The organism is Streptomyces nidicola, assembly GCF_050106155.1.
Taxonomy (GTDB): Bacteria; Actinomycetota; Actinomycetes; order Streptomycetales; family Streptomycetaceae; genus Streptomyces.
Map to the genome: position 1 here is coordinate 6,634,389 of NZ_JBNBPI010000001.1, position 15,776 is coordinate 6,650,164.

The 15,776-nt window shown below is 72.2% G+C and carries 16 protein-coding genes; 10 read left to right on the forward strand and 6 right to left on the reverse strand.

Annotated features, from left to right (window positions below; translation table 11 throughout):
* The first annotated feature begins 13 nt into the window (after positions 1 to 13).
* From ACOKM3_RS29945 to lgt, 10 genes are all read left to right on the forward strand, one after another.
* Entirely contained in the window at positions 14 to 1,486 is a 1,473-nt protein-coding gene (locus ACOKM3_RS29945) for an anthranilate synthase component I (RefSeq protein WP_426904121.1), read from the forward strand.
* Between the two features lie 71 nt (positions 1,487 to 1,557).
* Complete coding sequence (locus ACOKM3_RS29950) at positions 1,558 to 2,214, forward strand: TIGR02234 family membrane protein (protein WP_426904122.1); 657 nt, start codon at positions 1,558 to 1,560, stop codon at positions 2,212 to 2,214.
* Between the two features lie 124 nt (positions 2,215 to 2,338).
* Positions 2,339 to 2,590, forward strand: coding sequence for an HGxxPAAW family protein (locus ACOKM3_RS29955; RefSeq protein WP_426904123.1), 252 nt, complete (start codon positions 2,339 to 2,341; stop codon positions 2,588 to 2,590).
* Between the two features lie 121 nt (positions 2,591 to 2,711).
* The gene (locus tag ACOKM3_RS29960; protein WP_426906935.1) at positions 2,712 to 3,149 is read left to right on the forward strand and encodes a DUF2752 domain-containing protein; all 438 of its coding nucleotides are present in this window, start codon (positions 2,712 to 2,714) and stop codon (positions 3,147 to 3,149) included.
* Between the two features lie 125 nt (positions 3,150 to 3,274).
* Positions 3,275 to 4,081 (forward strand): indole-3-glycerol phosphate synthase TrpC, encoded by an 807-nt coding sequence (gene trpC, locus ACOKM3_RS29965; RefSeq protein ID WP_426904124.1) that lies wholly within the window; start codon positions 3,275 to 3,277, stop codon positions 4,079 to 4,081.
* A gap of 9 nt (positions 4,082 to 4,090) precedes the next feature.
* Positions 4,091 to 4,270, forward strand: coding sequence for a tryptophan biosynthesis modulator TrpM (gene trpM, locus ACOKM3_RS29970; protein WP_426904125.1), 180 nt, complete (start codon positions 4,091 to 4,093; stop codon positions 4,268 to 4,270).
* 70 nt (positions 4,271 to 4,340) lie between these two features.
* Positions 4,341 to 5,627, forward strand: coding sequence for a tryptophan synthase subunit beta (gene trpB / locus ACOKM3_RS29975; protein WP_426904126.1), 1,287 nt, complete (start codon positions 4,341 to 4,343; stop codon positions 5,625 to 5,627).
* The gene (trpA, locus tag ACOKM3_RS29980) at positions 5,624 to 6,439 is read left to right on the forward strand and encodes a tryptophan synthase subunit alpha (protein ID WP_426904127.1); all 816 of its coding nucleotides are present in this window, start codon (positions 5,624 to 5,626) and stop codon (positions 6,437 to 6,439) included. The genes trpB and trpA overlap by 4 nt, the downstream gene beginning before the upstream one ends.
* Before the next feature lie 108 nt (positions 6,440 to 6,547).
* Entirely contained in the window at positions 6,548 to 7,318 is a 771-nt protein-coding gene (locus ACOKM3_RS29985) for a DsbA family protein (protein ID WP_426904128.1), read from the forward strand.
* Between the two features lie 73 nt (positions 7,319 to 7,391).
* Positions 7,392 to 8,324: a prolipoprotein diacylglyceryl transferase gene (gene lgt, locus ACOKM3_RS29990; protein ID WP_426904129.1), complete on the forward strand. Its 933-nt coding sequence runs from the start codon at positions 7,392 to 7,394 to the stop codon at positions 8,322 to 8,324.
* 54 nt (positions 8,325 to 8,378) lie between these two features.
* On the opposite strand, the gene ACOKM3_RS29995 is transcribed toward lgt, so the two are convergent.
* From ACOKM3_RS29995 to ACOKM3_RS30020, 6 genes are all read right to left on the reverse strand, one after another.
* A complete protein-coding gene (locus ACOKM3_RS29995) occupies positions 8,379 to 9,218 on the reverse strand; it encodes an HpcH/HpaI aldolase/citrate lyase family protein (RefSeq protein ID WP_426904130.1) in 840 nt (279 codons plus the stop codon).
* Positions 9,215 to 10,426, reverse strand: coding sequence for a CaiB/BaiF CoA transferase family protein (locus ACOKM3_RS30000; RefSeq protein WP_426904131.1), 1,212 nt, complete (start codon positions 10,424 to 10,426; stop codon positions 9,215 to 9,217). The genes ACOKM3_RS29995 and ACOKM3_RS30000 overlap by 4 nt, the downstream gene beginning before the upstream one ends.
* Entirely contained in the window at positions 10,423 to 11,877 is a 1,455-nt protein-coding gene (locus ACOKM3_RS30005; RefSeq protein ID WP_426904132.1) for an ADP-ribosylglycohydrolase family protein, read from the reverse strand. Before ACOKM3_RS30005 ends, ACOKM3_RS30000 begins: the two co-directional genes overlap by 4 nt.
* Positions 11,877 to 13,016 carry an ADP-ribosylglycohydrolase family protein gene (locus ACOKM3_RS30010; protein WP_426904133.1) on the reverse strand — a complete coding sequence of 380 codons (1,140 nt, stop codon included), beginning with the start codon at positions 13,014 to 13,016 and terminating at the stop codon, positions 11,877 to 11,879. The genes ACOKM3_RS30005 and ACOKM3_RS30010 overlap by 1 nt, the downstream gene beginning before the upstream one ends.
* A complete protein-coding gene (locus tag ACOKM3_RS30015; RefSeq protein WP_426906936.1) occupies positions 13,013 to 14,452 on the reverse strand; it encodes an ADP-ribosylglycohydrolase family protein in 1,440 nt (479 codons plus the stop codon). Before ACOKM3_RS30015 ends, ACOKM3_RS30010 begins: the two co-directional genes overlap by 4 nt.
* A 170-nt stretch (positions 14,453 to 14,622) precedes the next feature.
* The gene (locus tag ACOKM3_RS30020; RefSeq protein WP_426904134.1) at positions 14,623 to 15,753 is read right to left on the reverse strand and encodes an ADP-ribosylglycohydrolase family protein; all 1,131 of its coding nucleotides are present in this window, start codon (positions 15,751 to 15,753) and stop codon (positions 14,623 to 14,625) included.
* Positions 15,754 to 15,776 lie beyond the last annotated feature (23 nt).

The window sequence follows — 15,776 nt, forward strand, 5'->3', positions numbered from 1 at the left end:
GTAGGCTCCTGCCATGGACCTCGAGACCTTCCGCAAGCTCGCGACCGACCGCCGAGTGATCCCCGTCAGCCGCAAGCTCCTCGCGGACGGCGACACGCCCGTCGGCCTGTACCGCAAGCTCGCCGCCGAGCGGCCCGGCACGTTCCTCCTGGAGTCCGCGGAGAACGGCCGCTCCTGGTCCCGCTATTCATTCGTCGGCGTGCGCTCCGCCGGCACGCTGACCGAGCGCGACGGGCAGGCCCACTGGCTGGGCACGCCGCCCGTCGGCGTCCCGGTCGACGGCGACCCGCTCGCCGCCCTGCGCGCCACCGTCCAGACGCTGCACACCCCGCGCTACGAGGGCCTGCCCCCGTTCACCGGCGGCATGGTCGGCTATCTCGGGTACGACATCGTGCGCCGCCTGGAGAAGGTCGGCCCGGGGGAGCGGGACGACCTCAAGCTGCCCGAGCTGACGATGCTGCTCACCAGTGACCTCGCCGTGCTCGACCACTGGGACGGGTCCGTCCTGCTGATCGCCAACGCGATCAACCACAACGACCTCGACACCGGTGTCGACGAGTCCTACGCCGACGCCGTCGCCCGCCTCGACGCCATGGAGGCCGACCTCGCCAAGCCGGTCGAGACCGCCCCCACCGCGCTCCCGCCGTCCGAGCTCCCGGAGTTCACGGCGCTGTGGGGCGGCAAGCAGTACCAGGACGCCGTCGAGGACATCAAGGAGCGCATCCGCGCGGGCGAGGCCTTCCAGGTCGTCCCCTCCCAGCGCTTCGAAACCCCTTGCACCGCAAGCGCGTTGGACGTCTACCGGGTGCTGCGGGCCACGAACCCGTCGCCGTACATGTACCTCTTCCGCTTCGACGGATTCGACGTCGTCGGCTCCTCGCCGGAGGCACTCGTCAAGGTCGAGGACGGGCGCGCCATGGTGCACCCGATCGCCGGGACCCGGCCGCGCGGCGCGACGCCGCAGGAGGACCACGACCTCGCGGAGGAGCTGCTCGGCGACCCCAAGGAGCGGGCCGAGCACCTGATGCTCGTCGACCTCGGGCGCAACGACCTGGGACGGGTCTGCGAGCCCGGCTCCGTCGAGGTCGTCGACTTCATGTCCATCGAGAAGTACTCCCACGTCATGCACATCGTCTCGACCGTGACGGGCACCGTCGCCGAGGGGCACACCGCCTTCGACGTACTGACCTCCTGCTTCCCGGCCGGCACCCTGTCCGGCGCCCCCAAGCCGCGCGCGCTGCAGATCATCGACGAGCTGGAGCCCTCGCGCCGCGGCGTCTACGGCGGCTGCGTCGGCTACCTCGACTTCGCGGGCGACTCCGACACCGCCATCGCCATCCGCACCGCGCTGCTGCGCGAGGGCACCGCGTATGTGCAGGCGGGCGCGGGTGTCGTCGCCGACTCCGACCCGTTCGCGGAGGACACCGAGTGCCGCAACAAGGCGGCGGCGGTGCTGCGCGCCGTGCACACGGCGAACCGGCTGTGAGGCACGAGACGCTGTGAAGTGACGCACGACTCCGGCCCCCGGGTCACGTAAACCCGTACAGACAGGCGATAGTGGAGTACGTGACTGCTGTACCGCACCCCCGTAACGATGCCGCCGAGTCGGCCGAGCCGGCTGCTTCCTCGCCGAATGGCCGGCGCAGCCTCGCCGTGGCCCTGCTCTGCGGGGCCACGGGAGCCGCGATCGCCCTGCTCGCCTCCCGGCAGGAGTGGTGCTCGGGCGTCGCCGCCGTCGCCGGTGGCAGGCTGCCGCTGACCGCCAAGGGCAGCGATGTCACGGGCGTGCCCGCGGCCCTCGCCATAGTGGGCCTCGCCGCGCTCGTCGCCGTCTTCGCGGTCCGCAAGGTCGGCCGCGTCCTGGTCGCCCTCCTGCTCACGCTCAGCGGCGCGGGGGCGGTCGCCGCCGCCGTGCTCGGAGCGGGTGACAGCGCCGCGCTCGACGAGAAGGCGGCGCAGGCCGCGGGTGACGCCTCCGCCACCATCCACGCGCTCAGCAACACCGCATGGCCGTACGTCTCCGCGGCCGGCGGCGCACTCATCCTGATCGCCGGGATCCTCGCCGTGATCTACGGCGCGGCCTGGCCGTCGATGGGCGGCCGCTACGAGCGCTCCGGCGCCCCGCGGACCCGCCGCGCCAAGGCCGTGGACCCGGACCGCCCCGAGGAGCTCTGGAAGGCCCTCGACCGCGGCGAGGACCCGACCGGCGCATAGGTCCCGGACGTCCTGGACCCACGCCCGGACCCCGCGTACAGAGCTTGCGCGCGAGTGCGGGACAATAGATAGGAACGTCGTACGTCATGCGTACGCATAGGCCATAAGCAACGAGGAGCAAGCCATGGCGGACAGCAGCCACGGACACACCCCGGCCGCCTGGACCGGTGTCATCATCGCCTTCATCGGTTTCTGTGTCGCGGGCGCCTTCATGGTGATGGGCAACGTCGCCGGTTTCTGGGCCGGCATCGCCCTGCTGGCGATCGCCGCGGTCGTCGGCGGCCTGATGAGCGCCATGGGCATGGGCAAGCCGAAGCGTGCCGAGCTGCAGCTCAAGTCCACCGGGGCGGCGCGTCCCGCGGGCTCGGAGGCCTGAGCCCTCGCACAGACCCGCGAAAGGGGTGGAGCGGCCGACCGACCGGCCGTCCCGCCCCTTTCGCGTTTTCCGGGGAGCGGCCCGGGGCCCGCGGATGCAGAATTCACGGGTGACCGTGGAGATGTCGGAGCAGACCGAGAAGACCGAGAAGACCCCCCGTTCCGGCGCCCTGCGCCGGCTCGCCGTCCCGCTCGGCGTGCTCGGCGGCGTCGCCCTCGCCTTCGCCTATGTGGGCGCCGTCGACCCCAATGAGCCCGGCCACTACCCGGCCTGCCCGTTCCTTCAACTCACCGGCGCCTACTGCCCCGGCTGCGGCGGGCTGCGCAGCGCCCACGCGGTCGCGCACGGGGATCTCGCGGGCGCGCTCGGGGCCAATGCCCTCGCCGTCGTCGGCTACGCGCTGTTCGCGGTGATCTGGACGGTGTGGGCGGTACGGGCGGCCCGCGGCAGGGTCGTGAGCCTCGCGCTCGGCCGCGTACAGCTGTGGATCGTCGGCGGCGTCGTGCTCGCCTTCACGGTTGTCCGGAACCTGCCCTTCGGTGGCTTCCTAGCCCCTTGATCAACTGCGTTTGTCCAGGTAGTGGGACCGGCGTCAACCGGATGCGGGACCTTCGCCCATTGACGGATACCATTCACAAGGACCAGATGAACACCCAGGGGATGCCCGGAAAGGAGTCCGCTCGCGTGAGTGTGCTCGACGAGATCATCGACGGAGTCCGTGCCGACCTTGCGGAGCGGCAGGCGCGCGTCAGCCTCGACGAGCTCAAGGAGCGCGCGGCGAAGGCTCGCCCGGCCAAGGACGGGGTCGCCGCGCTCAAGGGCGACGGCGTCAAGGTGATCTGCGAGGTCAAGCGGTCAAGCCCCTCCAAGGGCGCGCTCGCCGCGATCGCCGACCCGGCCGCCCTCGCCGCCGACTACGAGGCGGGCGGCGCGGCCGTCATCTCCGTCCTCACCGAGCAGCGCCGTTTCGGCGGCTCGCTCGCCGACCTGGAGGCCGTCCGCGCCAAGGTCGACATCCCGATCCTGCGCAAGGACTTCATCGTCACGTCGTACCAGCTGTGGGAGGCCCGCGCGTACGGCGCCGACCTCGCGCTGCTGATCGTCGCCGCCCTGGAGCAGCCCGCCCTGGAGTCCCTCATCGAGCGCGCCGTCTCCATCGGCCTCACGCCGCTCGTCGAGGCGCACGACGAGGACGAGGTGGAGCGCGCGATCGACGCCGGGGCCAAGGTCATCGGCATCAACACCCGCAACCTCAAGGACCTTTCGGTCGACCGCGGCACCTTCGAGCGCGTCGCCCCGGACATCCCGGACCACATCGTCAAGGTGGCCGAGTCCGGCGTGCGCGGCCCGCACGACCTGATCGCGTACGCCAACGCGGGCGCGGACGCCGTCCTCGTCGGCGAGTCCCTGGTGACCGGCCGCGACCCGAAGTCCGCCGTCGCCGACCTCGTCGCTGCCGGCGCCCACCCCGCCCTGCGGCACGGACGGTAAACTCCCGCCATGCCCATCGCCTCCCGCCTCGCCCCCGGCTGCCGCCCCCGCGGCTGCCGGGCTCCGGCGCGCCGTGTGCGCGGCAGGCGGGTCAGGTACCACATCGGCGCGGAACCGGGCCAGATCAACGGCATGCGATGGCAAGGCGCCCCTATAAGGGGCGCGGGGAACTGCGCAAAAAACGGGTAACCGCCACCTGCGTAGCTCCGCACGTCCCCACGGCTATAAGTGATCACACACCCAACCGTGAGGCACACGCATGTCCAGCGACTACTTCATTCCCGACCCCGAGGGTCAAATCCCCAGCGCCGAGGGTTACTTCGGCGCGTTCGGCGGCAAGTTCATCCCGGAGGCCCTCGTCGCCGCCGTGGACGAGGTCGCCGTCGAGTACGACAAGGCCAAGAACGACCCGGCCTTCGCCGCCGAGCTCGACGACCTCCTCGTCAACTACACCGGCCGCCCCAGCAGCCTCACCGAGGTGCCCCGGTTCGCCGAGCACGCCGGCGGCGCCCGCGTCTTCCTCAAGCGCGAGGACCTGAACCACACCGGCTCGCACAAGATCAACAACGTGCTCGGCCAGGCCCTGCTCACCAAGCGGATGGGCAAGACCCGCGTCATCGCGGAGACGGGCGCGGGCCAGCACGGCGTCGCGACCGCCACCGCCTGCGCGCTCTTCGGCCTCGAGTGCACCATCTACATGGGCGAGATCGACACCCAGCGCCAGGCCCTGAACGTGGCCCGCATGCGCATGCTGGGCGCCGAGGTCATCGCCGTGAAGTCCGGCAGCCGCACCCTCAAGGACGCCATCAACGAGGCGTTCCGCGACTGGGTCGCCAACGTCGACCGCACCCACTACCTCTTCGGTACGGTCGCGGGACCGCACCCGTTCCCCGCGATGGTCCGCGACTTCCACCGCGTCATCGGCGTCGAGGCCCGCCGCCAGATCCTGGAGCGCGCCGGACGCCTCCCGGACGCCGCGATCGCCTGCGTCGGCGGCGGCTCCAACGCCATCGGCCTGTTCCACGCGTTCATCCCGGACGCCGACGTCCGCCTGATCGGCTGCGAGCCGGCCGGGCACGGCATCGAGACCGGCGAGCACGCGGCGACGCTCAGCGCGGGCGAGCCCGGCATCCTGCACGGCTCCCGCTCCTACGTCCTCCAGGACGAAGAGGGGCAGATCACCGAGCCGTACTCGATCTCGGCCGGCCTGGACTATCCGGGCATCGGCCCGGAGCACGCCTACCTGAAGGACTCGGGCCGCGGCGAATACCGCGCGGTCACCGACGACGCCGCCATGCAGGCGCTGCGGCTGCTGTCGCAGACCGAGGGCATCATCCCGGCCATCGAGTCGGCGCACGCGCTCGCCGGCGCGCTGGAGGTCGGCAAGGAGCTGGGCAAGGACGGGCTGATCATCGTCAACCTATCCGGGCGCGGCGACAAGGACATGGACACCGCGGCCCGCTACTTCGGCCTCTACGACACGGACGCGGCCGTCGCCGCGGACGCCGAGGGCGAGCAGGCCGAGATCGAGGGGGATGCCAAGTGAGCGGCAACGTACAGCTGTTGAACGACACCCTGGCCGGCGCGAAGGCCGAGGGCCGCTCCGCCCTCATCGCCTACCTGCCCGCCGGGTTCCCGACCGTCGACGGCGGCATCGAGGCGGTCAAGGCCGCCTTCGACGGCGGCGCCGACGTGGTCGAGGTGGGCCTGCCGCACTCCGACCCGGTGCTCGACGGACCGGTCATCCAGACCGCCGACGACATCGCGCTGCGCGGCGGCCTGAAGATCAAGGACGTCATGCGCACCGTGCGCGAGGCGTACGAGGCCACCGGCAAGCCGGTCCTCGTCATGACGTACTGGAACCCCATCGACCGCTACGGCATCGAGCGGTTCACCGCCGAGCTCGCCGAGGCGGGCGGCGCGGGCTGCATCCTGCCCGACCTGCCGGTGCAGGAGTCCGCGGTGTGGCGCGAGCACGCCGACAAGCACGGTCTCGCGACCGTCTTCGTCGTCGCGCCCAGCAGCAAGGACGAGCGCCTCGCCACCATCACGGCGGCCGGTTCGGGCTTTGTGTACGCGGCGTCCCTGATGGGCGTCACCGGCACCCGCGAGTCCGTCGGCAACCAGGCCAAGGAACTCGTCGAGCGCACCAAGGCCACGACCGACCTTCCCGTCTGCGTGGGCCTCGGCGTCTCCAACGCGACGCAGGCCGAGGAGGTCGCGGGCTTCGCGGACGGGGTCATCGTCGGCTCGGCGTTCGTGAAGCGGATGCTGGACGCCCCGGACGAGAAGGCCGGACTCGAAGCGGTGCGCGCCCTCGCCGGTGAACTCGCCGCCGGCGTCAGGGCCAAGGCGTAGCAACCAACCCAGCAACCACCCCGTAGTAACAGGGAGTTACGTCACCCATACGGATGGAAACCGGACCGGGAAGGCACGCTCGTGCCTTCCCGGTTCGTTGGCGCTGGTGTGAGCGAGAAGAACCGAGAGGGAAAGCGCGCGGCCCGCGAACGCCTTGCCGCCGAGCGCCAGAAGCAGAAGACCGCTGAGAAGCGGCGCAGGACCTTGATCGTGGGCGCCGCCGTGGTGTGCGTGCTCGGCCTGGCCGCGGTGATCGGGGTGGTCGCCGCGAATTCGGGCGACGACAGTTCCAGTGATGCCGGGCCGGTGGTCGCGCCCAAGGGCGCCACCGGCAAGGACAAGCTGGCGATCCCGGCGGGCAAGGAGACCGCGAAGTCGACGCTCACGGTCTGGGAGGACTTCCGCTGTCCCGCGTGCAAGAGCTTCGAGGACGCGTACCGGTCGACGATCCATGAGCTGGAGGACTCCGGCCAGCTGAAGGTCGAGTACCACCTCGTCACGCTCATCGATTCGAACCTGAAGGGCAGCGGCTCCCTGCGCGCGGCCAACGCGGCGGGCTGCGCCCAGGACGCCGGGAAGTTCCGCGACTACCACGACGTCCTGTTCGAGAACCAGCCGGAGGAGACCGACGACGCCTTCGCGAACAACGACAAGCTGATCGAGCTCGCGGGCAAGGTCGACGGCCTGGACACGGCGGCGTTCAAGGCGTGTGTGAACGACGGCAAGCACGACAGCTGGGTGAACAAGTCGTACAAGGCGTTCCAGGACGCGGGCCACCAGGGCACGCCGACCGTGCTGCTCAACGGGAAGAACATCCTGGAGGACCAGAGCCTGACCCCGGCCAAGTTCAAGAAGATGGTCGAGGCCGCGAACAAGTAGTCGGAGCCGTTACTCAGCCGTTGCCGGGCTGCCCGCCGTCCCCGCGGCCCGGCACGGTAGCGTCGGACCTGCCATGGAACTTGCCTTCATTCCCAGCCCCGAGCGCGGAGTGGTCTATCTCGGACCCATTCCGCTGCGCGGCTACGCGTTCTGCATCATCATCGGCGTCTTCGTGGCCGTCTGGCTCGGCAACCGTCGCTGGATCGCCCGCGGCGGGCGGGCCGGCACGGTCGCCGACATCGCCGTGTGGGCGGTGCCCTTCGGCCTGGTCGGCGGTCGCCTCTACCACGTGATCACGGACTACCAGCTGTACTTCAGCGAGGGCCGTGACTGGGTGGACGCCTTCAAGGTCTGGGAGGGCGGCCTCGGAATCTGGGGCGCCATCGCGCTCGGCGCGGTCGGCGCCTGGATCGGGGCCCGCCGCCGCGGCGTCCCGCTGCCGGCCTACGCCGACGCGATCGCGCCCGGTATCGCCCTCGCCCAGGCCATCGGCCGCTGGGGCAACTGGTTCAACCAGGAGCTGTACGGCCGGGCCACCGACGTGCCCTGGGCCCTCAAGATCACCTCGGACACGGACGGGCGGGTGCCGGGTACGTACCACCCGACGTTCCTGTACGAGTCGCTGTGGTGCATCGGCGTCGCGCTGCTCGTCATCTGGGCCGACCGGAAGTTCAAGCTCGGGCACGGGCGGGCGTTCGCGCTGTACGTCGCGTCGTACTGCGTGGGCCGGTTCTGGATCGAGTACATGCGCGTGGACGACGCGCACCACATCCTCGGCCTGCGGCTCAACGACTGGACGGCGCTGGGTGTCTTCCTGCTCGCGGTGATCTACATGGTGGTGTCCGCGAAGAAGCGTCCCGGACGCGAGGAGGTCGTCGAGCCGGGGGCCTCCGACGGTTCGGCGGACGAGGGCGACGGTGACGGTGGCGGTGCCGCCGAGGACGACGTCGACCTCACGAAGAGCGAGACGAAGCGCGAGGCGAAGAGCGAGGCGAAGAAGACCTGACGGTCTTCGGCTGTACGTCCATGGGGCGCCGGACCTTTTGGTTCGGCGCCCTTTTCAATCGCCGGCAGGGCCGGGCCGTGCCAGCCTCAGCGTCCTGCGTGCGGCCGCGACCACCGCCGCGTCGACGAAGCGGCCGTCCGGGAGGGCCAGGGCGCCCGCCTCCGTGGCCGCCGCGCACACGATCTCCTCGGCCGCCCGCACCTCCGCCTCCGTCGGGCGGAAGGCCTCCTCGATCACCGGGAGCTGGCGGGGGTGGATCGCCGTGCGGCCGAGGAAGCCCAGAGCGCGGCCCTCGGCGCAGGAGCGGGCCAGGCCCTCCGTGTCGCGGACATCCGGGTAGACGGACTGCGGCGGCGGTGGCAGTCGGGCAGCGCGCGCCGCCACGACCGCCCGGCCGCGCACCCACGCGAGGCCCGCCGCGTCCGTGACGCCGAGGTCGGCGCGCAGATCCGCCTCGCCGAGCGCGATGCCGTGCACGGCGTGGTGCGCGGCGATGTCATAGGCGTGCTCCACGCCCGTCGCCGACTCCAACAGGGCGTACAGGGGCGGCACTTCGACCGCCCAGTCCTGTACGCGGGTCAGGTCCGCGGGCCCGTGCACCTTCGGCAGCCGCAGCGCGTCGAGGCCGGGGAGCGGGGTGAGGCGGCGCACCTCCTGCTCGGCGAGCGGGCCGTCCAGCGAGTTGACGCGGACGTGCACCGGTGTCTTGTGCTTGTCGGCGAGGAGTTCGACGGTGGCGTCGAGCGCGTACGCCTTGCGGTCGGGGGCGACCGCGTCCTCCAGGTCGACCAGGACCACGTCGGCGCCCGAGCCGAGCGCCTTGGCGACGACGTCGGGGCGGTCCCCGGGCACGTAGAGCCAGGTCAGGAACGTCTTTTCCAGGGACTCGCTCATACCGCACCAGCCTCCCGCAAGGACGCGATGTCCGCCTCCGACAGGCCGAGGCCGTCCAGGATCTCGTCGGTGTCCGAGCCGTGCGGGCGGCCCGTCCACTGGATGGCGCCGGGGGTCTCGGAGAGGCGGAAGAGGACGTTCTGCATCTTGACCGTGCCGAGGTCCGGGTCGGGGAGCTCGGTGATCGTGTCGAGGGCCCGGTACTGCTCGTCGGCCAGGACGTCACGGATGTCGTAGATCGGGGCGATGGCGGCCTCCGCCTTCTCGAAGGCCGCGACCACCTCGTCACGGGTATGGGCGGCGATCCAGCCGCCGACCGCCGCGTCGAGTTCGTCCGCGTGCAGCGCGCGGCCCGAGCCCGTCGCGAACCACTCCTCGTCGATGAACTCGGGCCGTCCCACCAGGTGCATCACGCGCTCCGCGATCGACTGCGCGGACGTCGACACCGCGACCCACTTCTCGTCGCGGGTGCGGTAGGTGTTGCGCGGGGCGTTGTTCGTCGAGCGGTTGCCGGTGCGCGGCTGGACGTAGCCGAGCTGGTCGTACCAGGTGGCCTGCGGGCCGAGGATCGACAGCATCGGCTCGATGATCGCCATGTCGACGACCTGGCCGCGGCCCGTCGTGTCGCGGCCGCGCAGCGCCGCCATGATCGCGTACGAGGTGGCGAGCGCGGCGATGGAGTCGGCGAGGCCGAACGGCGGGAGGGTCGGCGGCCCGTCGGGCTGCCCGGTGATCGCGGCGAAGCCGGACATGGCCTCCGCGAGCGTGCCGAATCCGGGGCGGCGCGCGTACGGGCCGAACTGGCCGAAGCCGGTGACGCGGGCGAGGACCAGGCGCGGGTTGGCGGCGCTCAGCTCGTCCCAGCCGAGGTGCCACTTCTCCAGGGTGCCGGGGCGGAAGTTCTCGATGACGACGTCGGACTCGGCCGCCAGCTTGAGGAGGATCTCGCGGCCGCCGGGGGATGACAGGTCGAGGGTGAGGTTCCTTTTGTTGCGGCCGAGGGTCTTCCACCAGAGGCCGACGCCGTCCTTCGACGGGCCGTGGCCGCGGGAGGGGTCGGGCCTGCGGGGGTGCTCCACCTTGATGACCTCGGCGCCGAAGTCACCGAGCATCGTGGCGCAGATGGGGCCGGCGAAGAGGGTGGCGAGGTCGAGGACGCGCAGTCCGGTCAACGGGCCTTTGGCGATGTCTTGTTGAGGGTGCGTCATGTGCGGGCCTCCAGGGTGAGCCGGGCCAGTTCGTCGAAGCCGATGCCGTCGAAGCCGGCGACCGTGGTGGAGAGCCGGTTCTTCAGCGGGGCGGTCCAGCGGTCGCCGAGCGCGTCGGGGTGGCCGGCGAGCAGGCCGGCGATCGATCCCGCGGTCGCGCCGTTGGAGTCGGTGTCCCAGCCGCCGGACACGGCTCGGCAGATGGAGCCCTCGAAATCGCCGTCGGCGTGGGTGAGGGCGGCGGCGAGCAGGGCGGAGTTGGGGAGGACGTGGACCCAGTGGTGGTCGGCGTAGGCGGCGTGCAGCTCGTCGACGACGGTGTCGAAGTCCGGGTGTTTCGCGGCCAGTTCGATGCCGAGGTTGATGGCTTGGGCGTAGCGCGACTGCGGTGGTACGACGGCGAGGCCGGATCGGAGCGCGGTGTGTACGTCCGCGGTGCCCGTGGCGGCGGTCGCGATGGTGGCGGCCGTGAACATCGCGCCGTACACGCCGTTCGCGGTGTGCGTGAGAACGGCGTCCCGGTGGGCGAGACGGGACGCCCGGGTCGGGTCGCCGGGGCTGACCCAGCCGAAGACGTCGGCGCGGATCTGGGCGCCGATCCATTCGCGGAAGGGGTTGCGGTGGGTGGCCGTGTGCGGGGGTTCGAGGCCGGTGAGGAGGTTGCGGTAGGCGATGCGTTCGGCGGTGAAGGTGCGGCCGGCGGGGAGTTCGTCGAGCCAGAGCTTGGCGACGTCCGTCGTGGTGAAGTCGGTGCCGTGGCGTTGGATCAACAGCAGGGCGAGGAGGGGGTAGTTGAGGTCGTCGTCCTCCGGCATGCCGTTGATGTTTTCGGCGAGGGAGGTGGGGGCGGAGCGGCGGTTCCACGGGTGTGCTGCCGCTACGGCGGGGTCCAGGTTGCGCTCCGTGAACCAGCCGTTCAGCGGCCAGTTCCCGGTGGACCGGGCTATGGCCCGGATCCCTTCGAGGGGGAGCTTCTCGACAGGCTTGCCGAGCAGACACCCGACGGCTCGTCCCAGCCAGGCGGCGTGGAGCCGATCCCCCACCCCGCCCCTTCCCGAAACCGGGGGCTCCGCCCCCGGGCCCCCGCTCCTCAAACGCCGGAGGGGCTGAATATCCAGCCCCTCCGGCGTTTGAGGAGGCCCGTCCGGCAGGACTTTCGGGAAGGGGCGGGGTGGGGGAGGGGTCTTCGTCGCGGATTCGATCGCCGCCAGGTCCGTCGGCTCCGAGAGCGGCGACTTCATCGTGGCGAGTTCGTCGAGCAATCGCTCGGCCAGGGACCGTAGTTCGGGTGGCGCCGGGGTGGCGGAGGCTCCCGCGCGGTCCGGTGCCAGGTGGCCGCCCGCCGACAGCCAGCGGGACGCGATCGCCGACGCGTCCCGGCCGTCCTGCGCCGCCTGGCGCAACTCGTGGCCGAGCAGATCCTCGGGCTGGATCCAGGTGAGGCGCAGCATCACGACTCCGCGATCGCCGCGAACGCGGCTTCGTGGGCGCGGCGACGGCCCAGATCCTTGGCGTGCACCTCACGCGTGACCCGCGCGAGCGAGGCCGCGGGACCGTGCAGGTCCAGCTTGCTGGCCCGCGCGATCTCGGCGCTCCACTCCTTGGGCACGGCCCCCTCCCCGTACAGCGCCCCGACGATCGCCCCGCTCATCGTGGCGATCGAGTCGCAGTCGCGGCCGTAGTTGACCGAGCCGAGCACGGTGTGCCGGAAGTCGCCGCGGCCGACCAGGAGCATGCCGAGGGCGACCGGGAGTTCCTCGATGGCGTGCAGGCGGGACGGGCGGCGGGCGCCGAGCGAGGGCTTGCGGTACTCGGGGCCGACCGTGTCGAAGGGGGTGACCGCCTCGCGCAGCGGCTTCAGCGCGTCCTCGAAGTCGTCGTGGCGGGCGGCCACTTCGCAGACCGCCTCGATCGCCGACCGCGTGCCGTCCTTGGCGAGGGCGAGGGCGTCCTCGACGACCGACTCCGGCGTCGCGCCCGGCTTGTACGCCGCCGCGACCGCCGCGGCGAAGACGCCCGCCGCCTCGCGGCCGTACGAGCTCTGGTGCGCGCCGGCGACATCGAGGGCTTCCTCGTAGGCCTTGAGCGGGTTGCCCGCGTTGACCGCGCCGACCGGGGCCATGTACATCGCCGCGCCGCAGTTCACGATGTTGCCGACGCCCGCCTCGCGCGGGTCCACGTGCCCGTAGTGGATACGGGCGACGATCCACTTCTCGGCGAGGAAGATGCGCTGGAGGGGAAGGGCCTCGGCCTCGAGTTCCGGGATCCAGCGGGGAGTTGTGATGAGGTCGGGGACCAGGTGGTCGGCGACCGCGTACGCGTCGAGGTGGTCGCGGACCTTCTCGTAGACGCGGATCAGCGCGTGCGTCATGAGGGTGTCGTCGGTGACGTGGCCGTCGCCCTTGTGGTACGGCGCGATGGGCCTGGCCGTCTTCCAGTCGTCCTTGTAGAAGGGCTCCACGATGCCGCGGACCCGGCCGCCGTGCCGCTCCGCGATGGCCTCCGGTGTCCAGCCCTCGACCGGGCCGCCGAGCGCGTCGCCCACGGCCGCGCCGACCAGGGCGCCGGTGGTGCGGTCTTCCAAACTCATGGTGAAGTTCCTTCCGCTGCAAGGGAGTTCGAGGTGGCGCGGGCGAGCCGGTCGGCCAGGGACGTCAGCCGGGTTCCCGCGAGTTGCGGCAGCGCGCAGCCCGCGAGGATGTCGCAGGCGTCCCGCCAGGTGTGCGGCAGCGCGTCCGCGCCGCCGATCGCGCCGGTGAGGGCGCCGGTCAGGGCCGGCGCCGAGTCGGCGACGCGGGACAGGCAGGCCGCGGTGGGGACGGCCTCGGTGACCGATCCCGCGGCGGCCGTCGCCATGGCGAGTGCGACCGGGACGGTCTCGGCGGCCGCGATGCCGTAGCTGTAGACGTGGTCGACGATCTCGTGTTCCAGGACGGGGACCAGCGCGAACGCGTTGCCGGGCTGTCCTGGGCGGGCCGCCGCGGCGGCGCGGCCGAGATCCACGGCCCGGTGGGCGTTGCGGTGGATCTCGGTGCCGGCGGGGAGCTGGGCGAGCGCGGCGTCCACGCAGGCGTCGACGTCCGCGCCGCCGAGCGCGGTGGAGACGGCGGCCGCCATCGCGCGGGCGCCGTGCACGCCGTCGCCGTCCTGGGTGTAGCGGGCGTCGAACTCGGCGAGTTCCGCGGCGAGTTCGGGCTTGCCGGGGTGAACGGCCGCGAGGACCGCGGCGCGGACGCAGGCGGCGTCGTCGAAGTAGTGCGGGTTGTCGTGGCCGGTGGCGGGTGGGCGCAGGCCGGCGGCGAGGTTGCCGAGGCCGGCGCGTACGGAGATGCGGGCGCGCAGCGGGATGTCGGCGGATTCGATCTCGTCGGCGCGGGCCGCTGCCGCGGCGATCTCGTCGGCGAGGGTGTTCCAGGCGAGGGAGAGGGAGGAGCGGACGCGGTGGTCGGGTGGGAGGTCGCCGAGGCCGTGGGCGTAGGCGGCGAGGACGGCGTGTGCGGTGAACGCGGCCCATTCGGCGTCGTCCGAGGGGCCGAGGCGGAGGGGTTCCGGGGGTTGGTTCAGGGCGATGGGGACGGGGAGGGTGGTGGTGGCGTTCTGCTCGGCGAAGGTGTCCAGTTCGCGGGTGAGGCGTCTCGTCCAGTCGGGGAGCCGTGCGGCTCGGTGGCGCCCCGATGGCCAACCGGCCGCGTCCCCTGCGGCGATTCCGAGGAGCAGCCCCTCGATCCGGTCGACGCCGGTGGCGGCGGATGTGGTCCCGCTCCCGGGGCTCCGCCCCGGACCCCGCGCCTCAAACGCCGGCGGGGCTGGATTGGCGGATGTGGCCTCGCTCGCGGGGCTCTGCCCCGGACCCCGCGCCTCAAACGCCGGCGGGGCTGGATTGGCGGATGTGGCCTCGCTCCCGGGGCGCTGCCCTGAACCCCGCGGCCTCTCGTCCAAGAGCGGGGCTTGATGTGGCCGATCCGGCGTTGCGCTCCCGGGGCTCCGCCCCGGACCCCGCTGCTCAATCGCCGCAGGGGCTTGAATATCCGGACCTGCGCTTGAGTGCGTCGCAGACGCTTGAATGTCCGGGCCTGCGCTTGAGCGTGCCGCAGGGGCTTGATCGGACGTATCGGGCTGGGGCGGGTCGGCAAAATCAGCCCCTCCGGCGTTTGAGGAGCGGGGGCCGGGGCGGAGCCCCGAGGCGTGGTCCCGGTTCATGCCACTGCCCCCTCACGGTCCGGCGGCGGAGGCGTCAGGCGGTCGGCCACGTCCAGGATGTGGCGGCCTGCCATGGACGGGAGGCAGCTGCCGCGGACCGGGCCGATCGCCGATGCCCAGTGCGACGGGATCGACGATTCGCCGCACAGGGCGCCCGCAAGCGCTCCGGCCACCGCCGCCGTCGTGTCCGCGTCGCGGCCCATGTTGACCGCCGTGAGGACCGACTCGCGGAAGTCGCCGCGGGCCACCGCGAACGCGCCGAACGCGAGGCCCACCGCCTCGGGGGCGAGGTCCGTCCACGGGTAGCCGCCGATGACGACGGCCTTGCGGACCGCCCGCTCCATGGAGAGCTGCGTGCCGTCCGGGGCGCGGCGCGCCCGCCGCGCCGTGGACACCGCGCGGTGCAGCGAGCGCGCCGTCCACGAGTCCTCGGGGACGACCGAGAGCGCCGCCTGGACCACCGCGTCCGGGTTGTGGCTCACCATCGCCGCCGCCACACCCGCCGCGACCGCCCGGCCCCCGTGGATGCCCTCCCCGTCGTGCGACACCGTGCCGTCGATCGACACCAGGCGGGCCGCCTCCGCGGGGCGGCCCGCCGCGTACACCCCGAAGGGCGCCGCGCGCATCGCGAGGCCGTCGCTCCAGGCGTGCCGGTGCTGGGCGGAGATGGGGGCGGCGAGACCCCGGCGGAGGTTCTCGAGGGTGCCGCGTTCGCTGAACCCGGCTCCCTTGAAGGGGCCCTCGTCACGGTCGGCGATCCACGTGTGCCAGGCCTTCTCCACGTCCCCGATGGTGAGGCCCGCGCCGTGCTCGGCGAGGAGCAGGCCGGAGAAGATCGCGTACTCCGTGTCGTCCGTGCCGGCCGGGTCGGCGGACACGAACCCCTCGATGCGGCCCCAGCGTTCGCGGATCTGGGACGGCTTCATGTTCTCCGCGGGCGCGCCGAGCGCGTCACCGACGGCGAGGCCGAGGAGCGCCCCGCGGGCGCGGTCCCGCAGGGAGATCGCGGCCGCCGGGGCAGGGCGTGGAACGGTACGGAGTCTGCGTGGCTGTGCCGGACCCTCCGGGGAAGATCCCTCCGAGGAAGGTCCCTCCGAAGGAGGGTCCGGTTCGACGCTGACGCTCATGGTGTGTTCGTGCTCATCTCTGG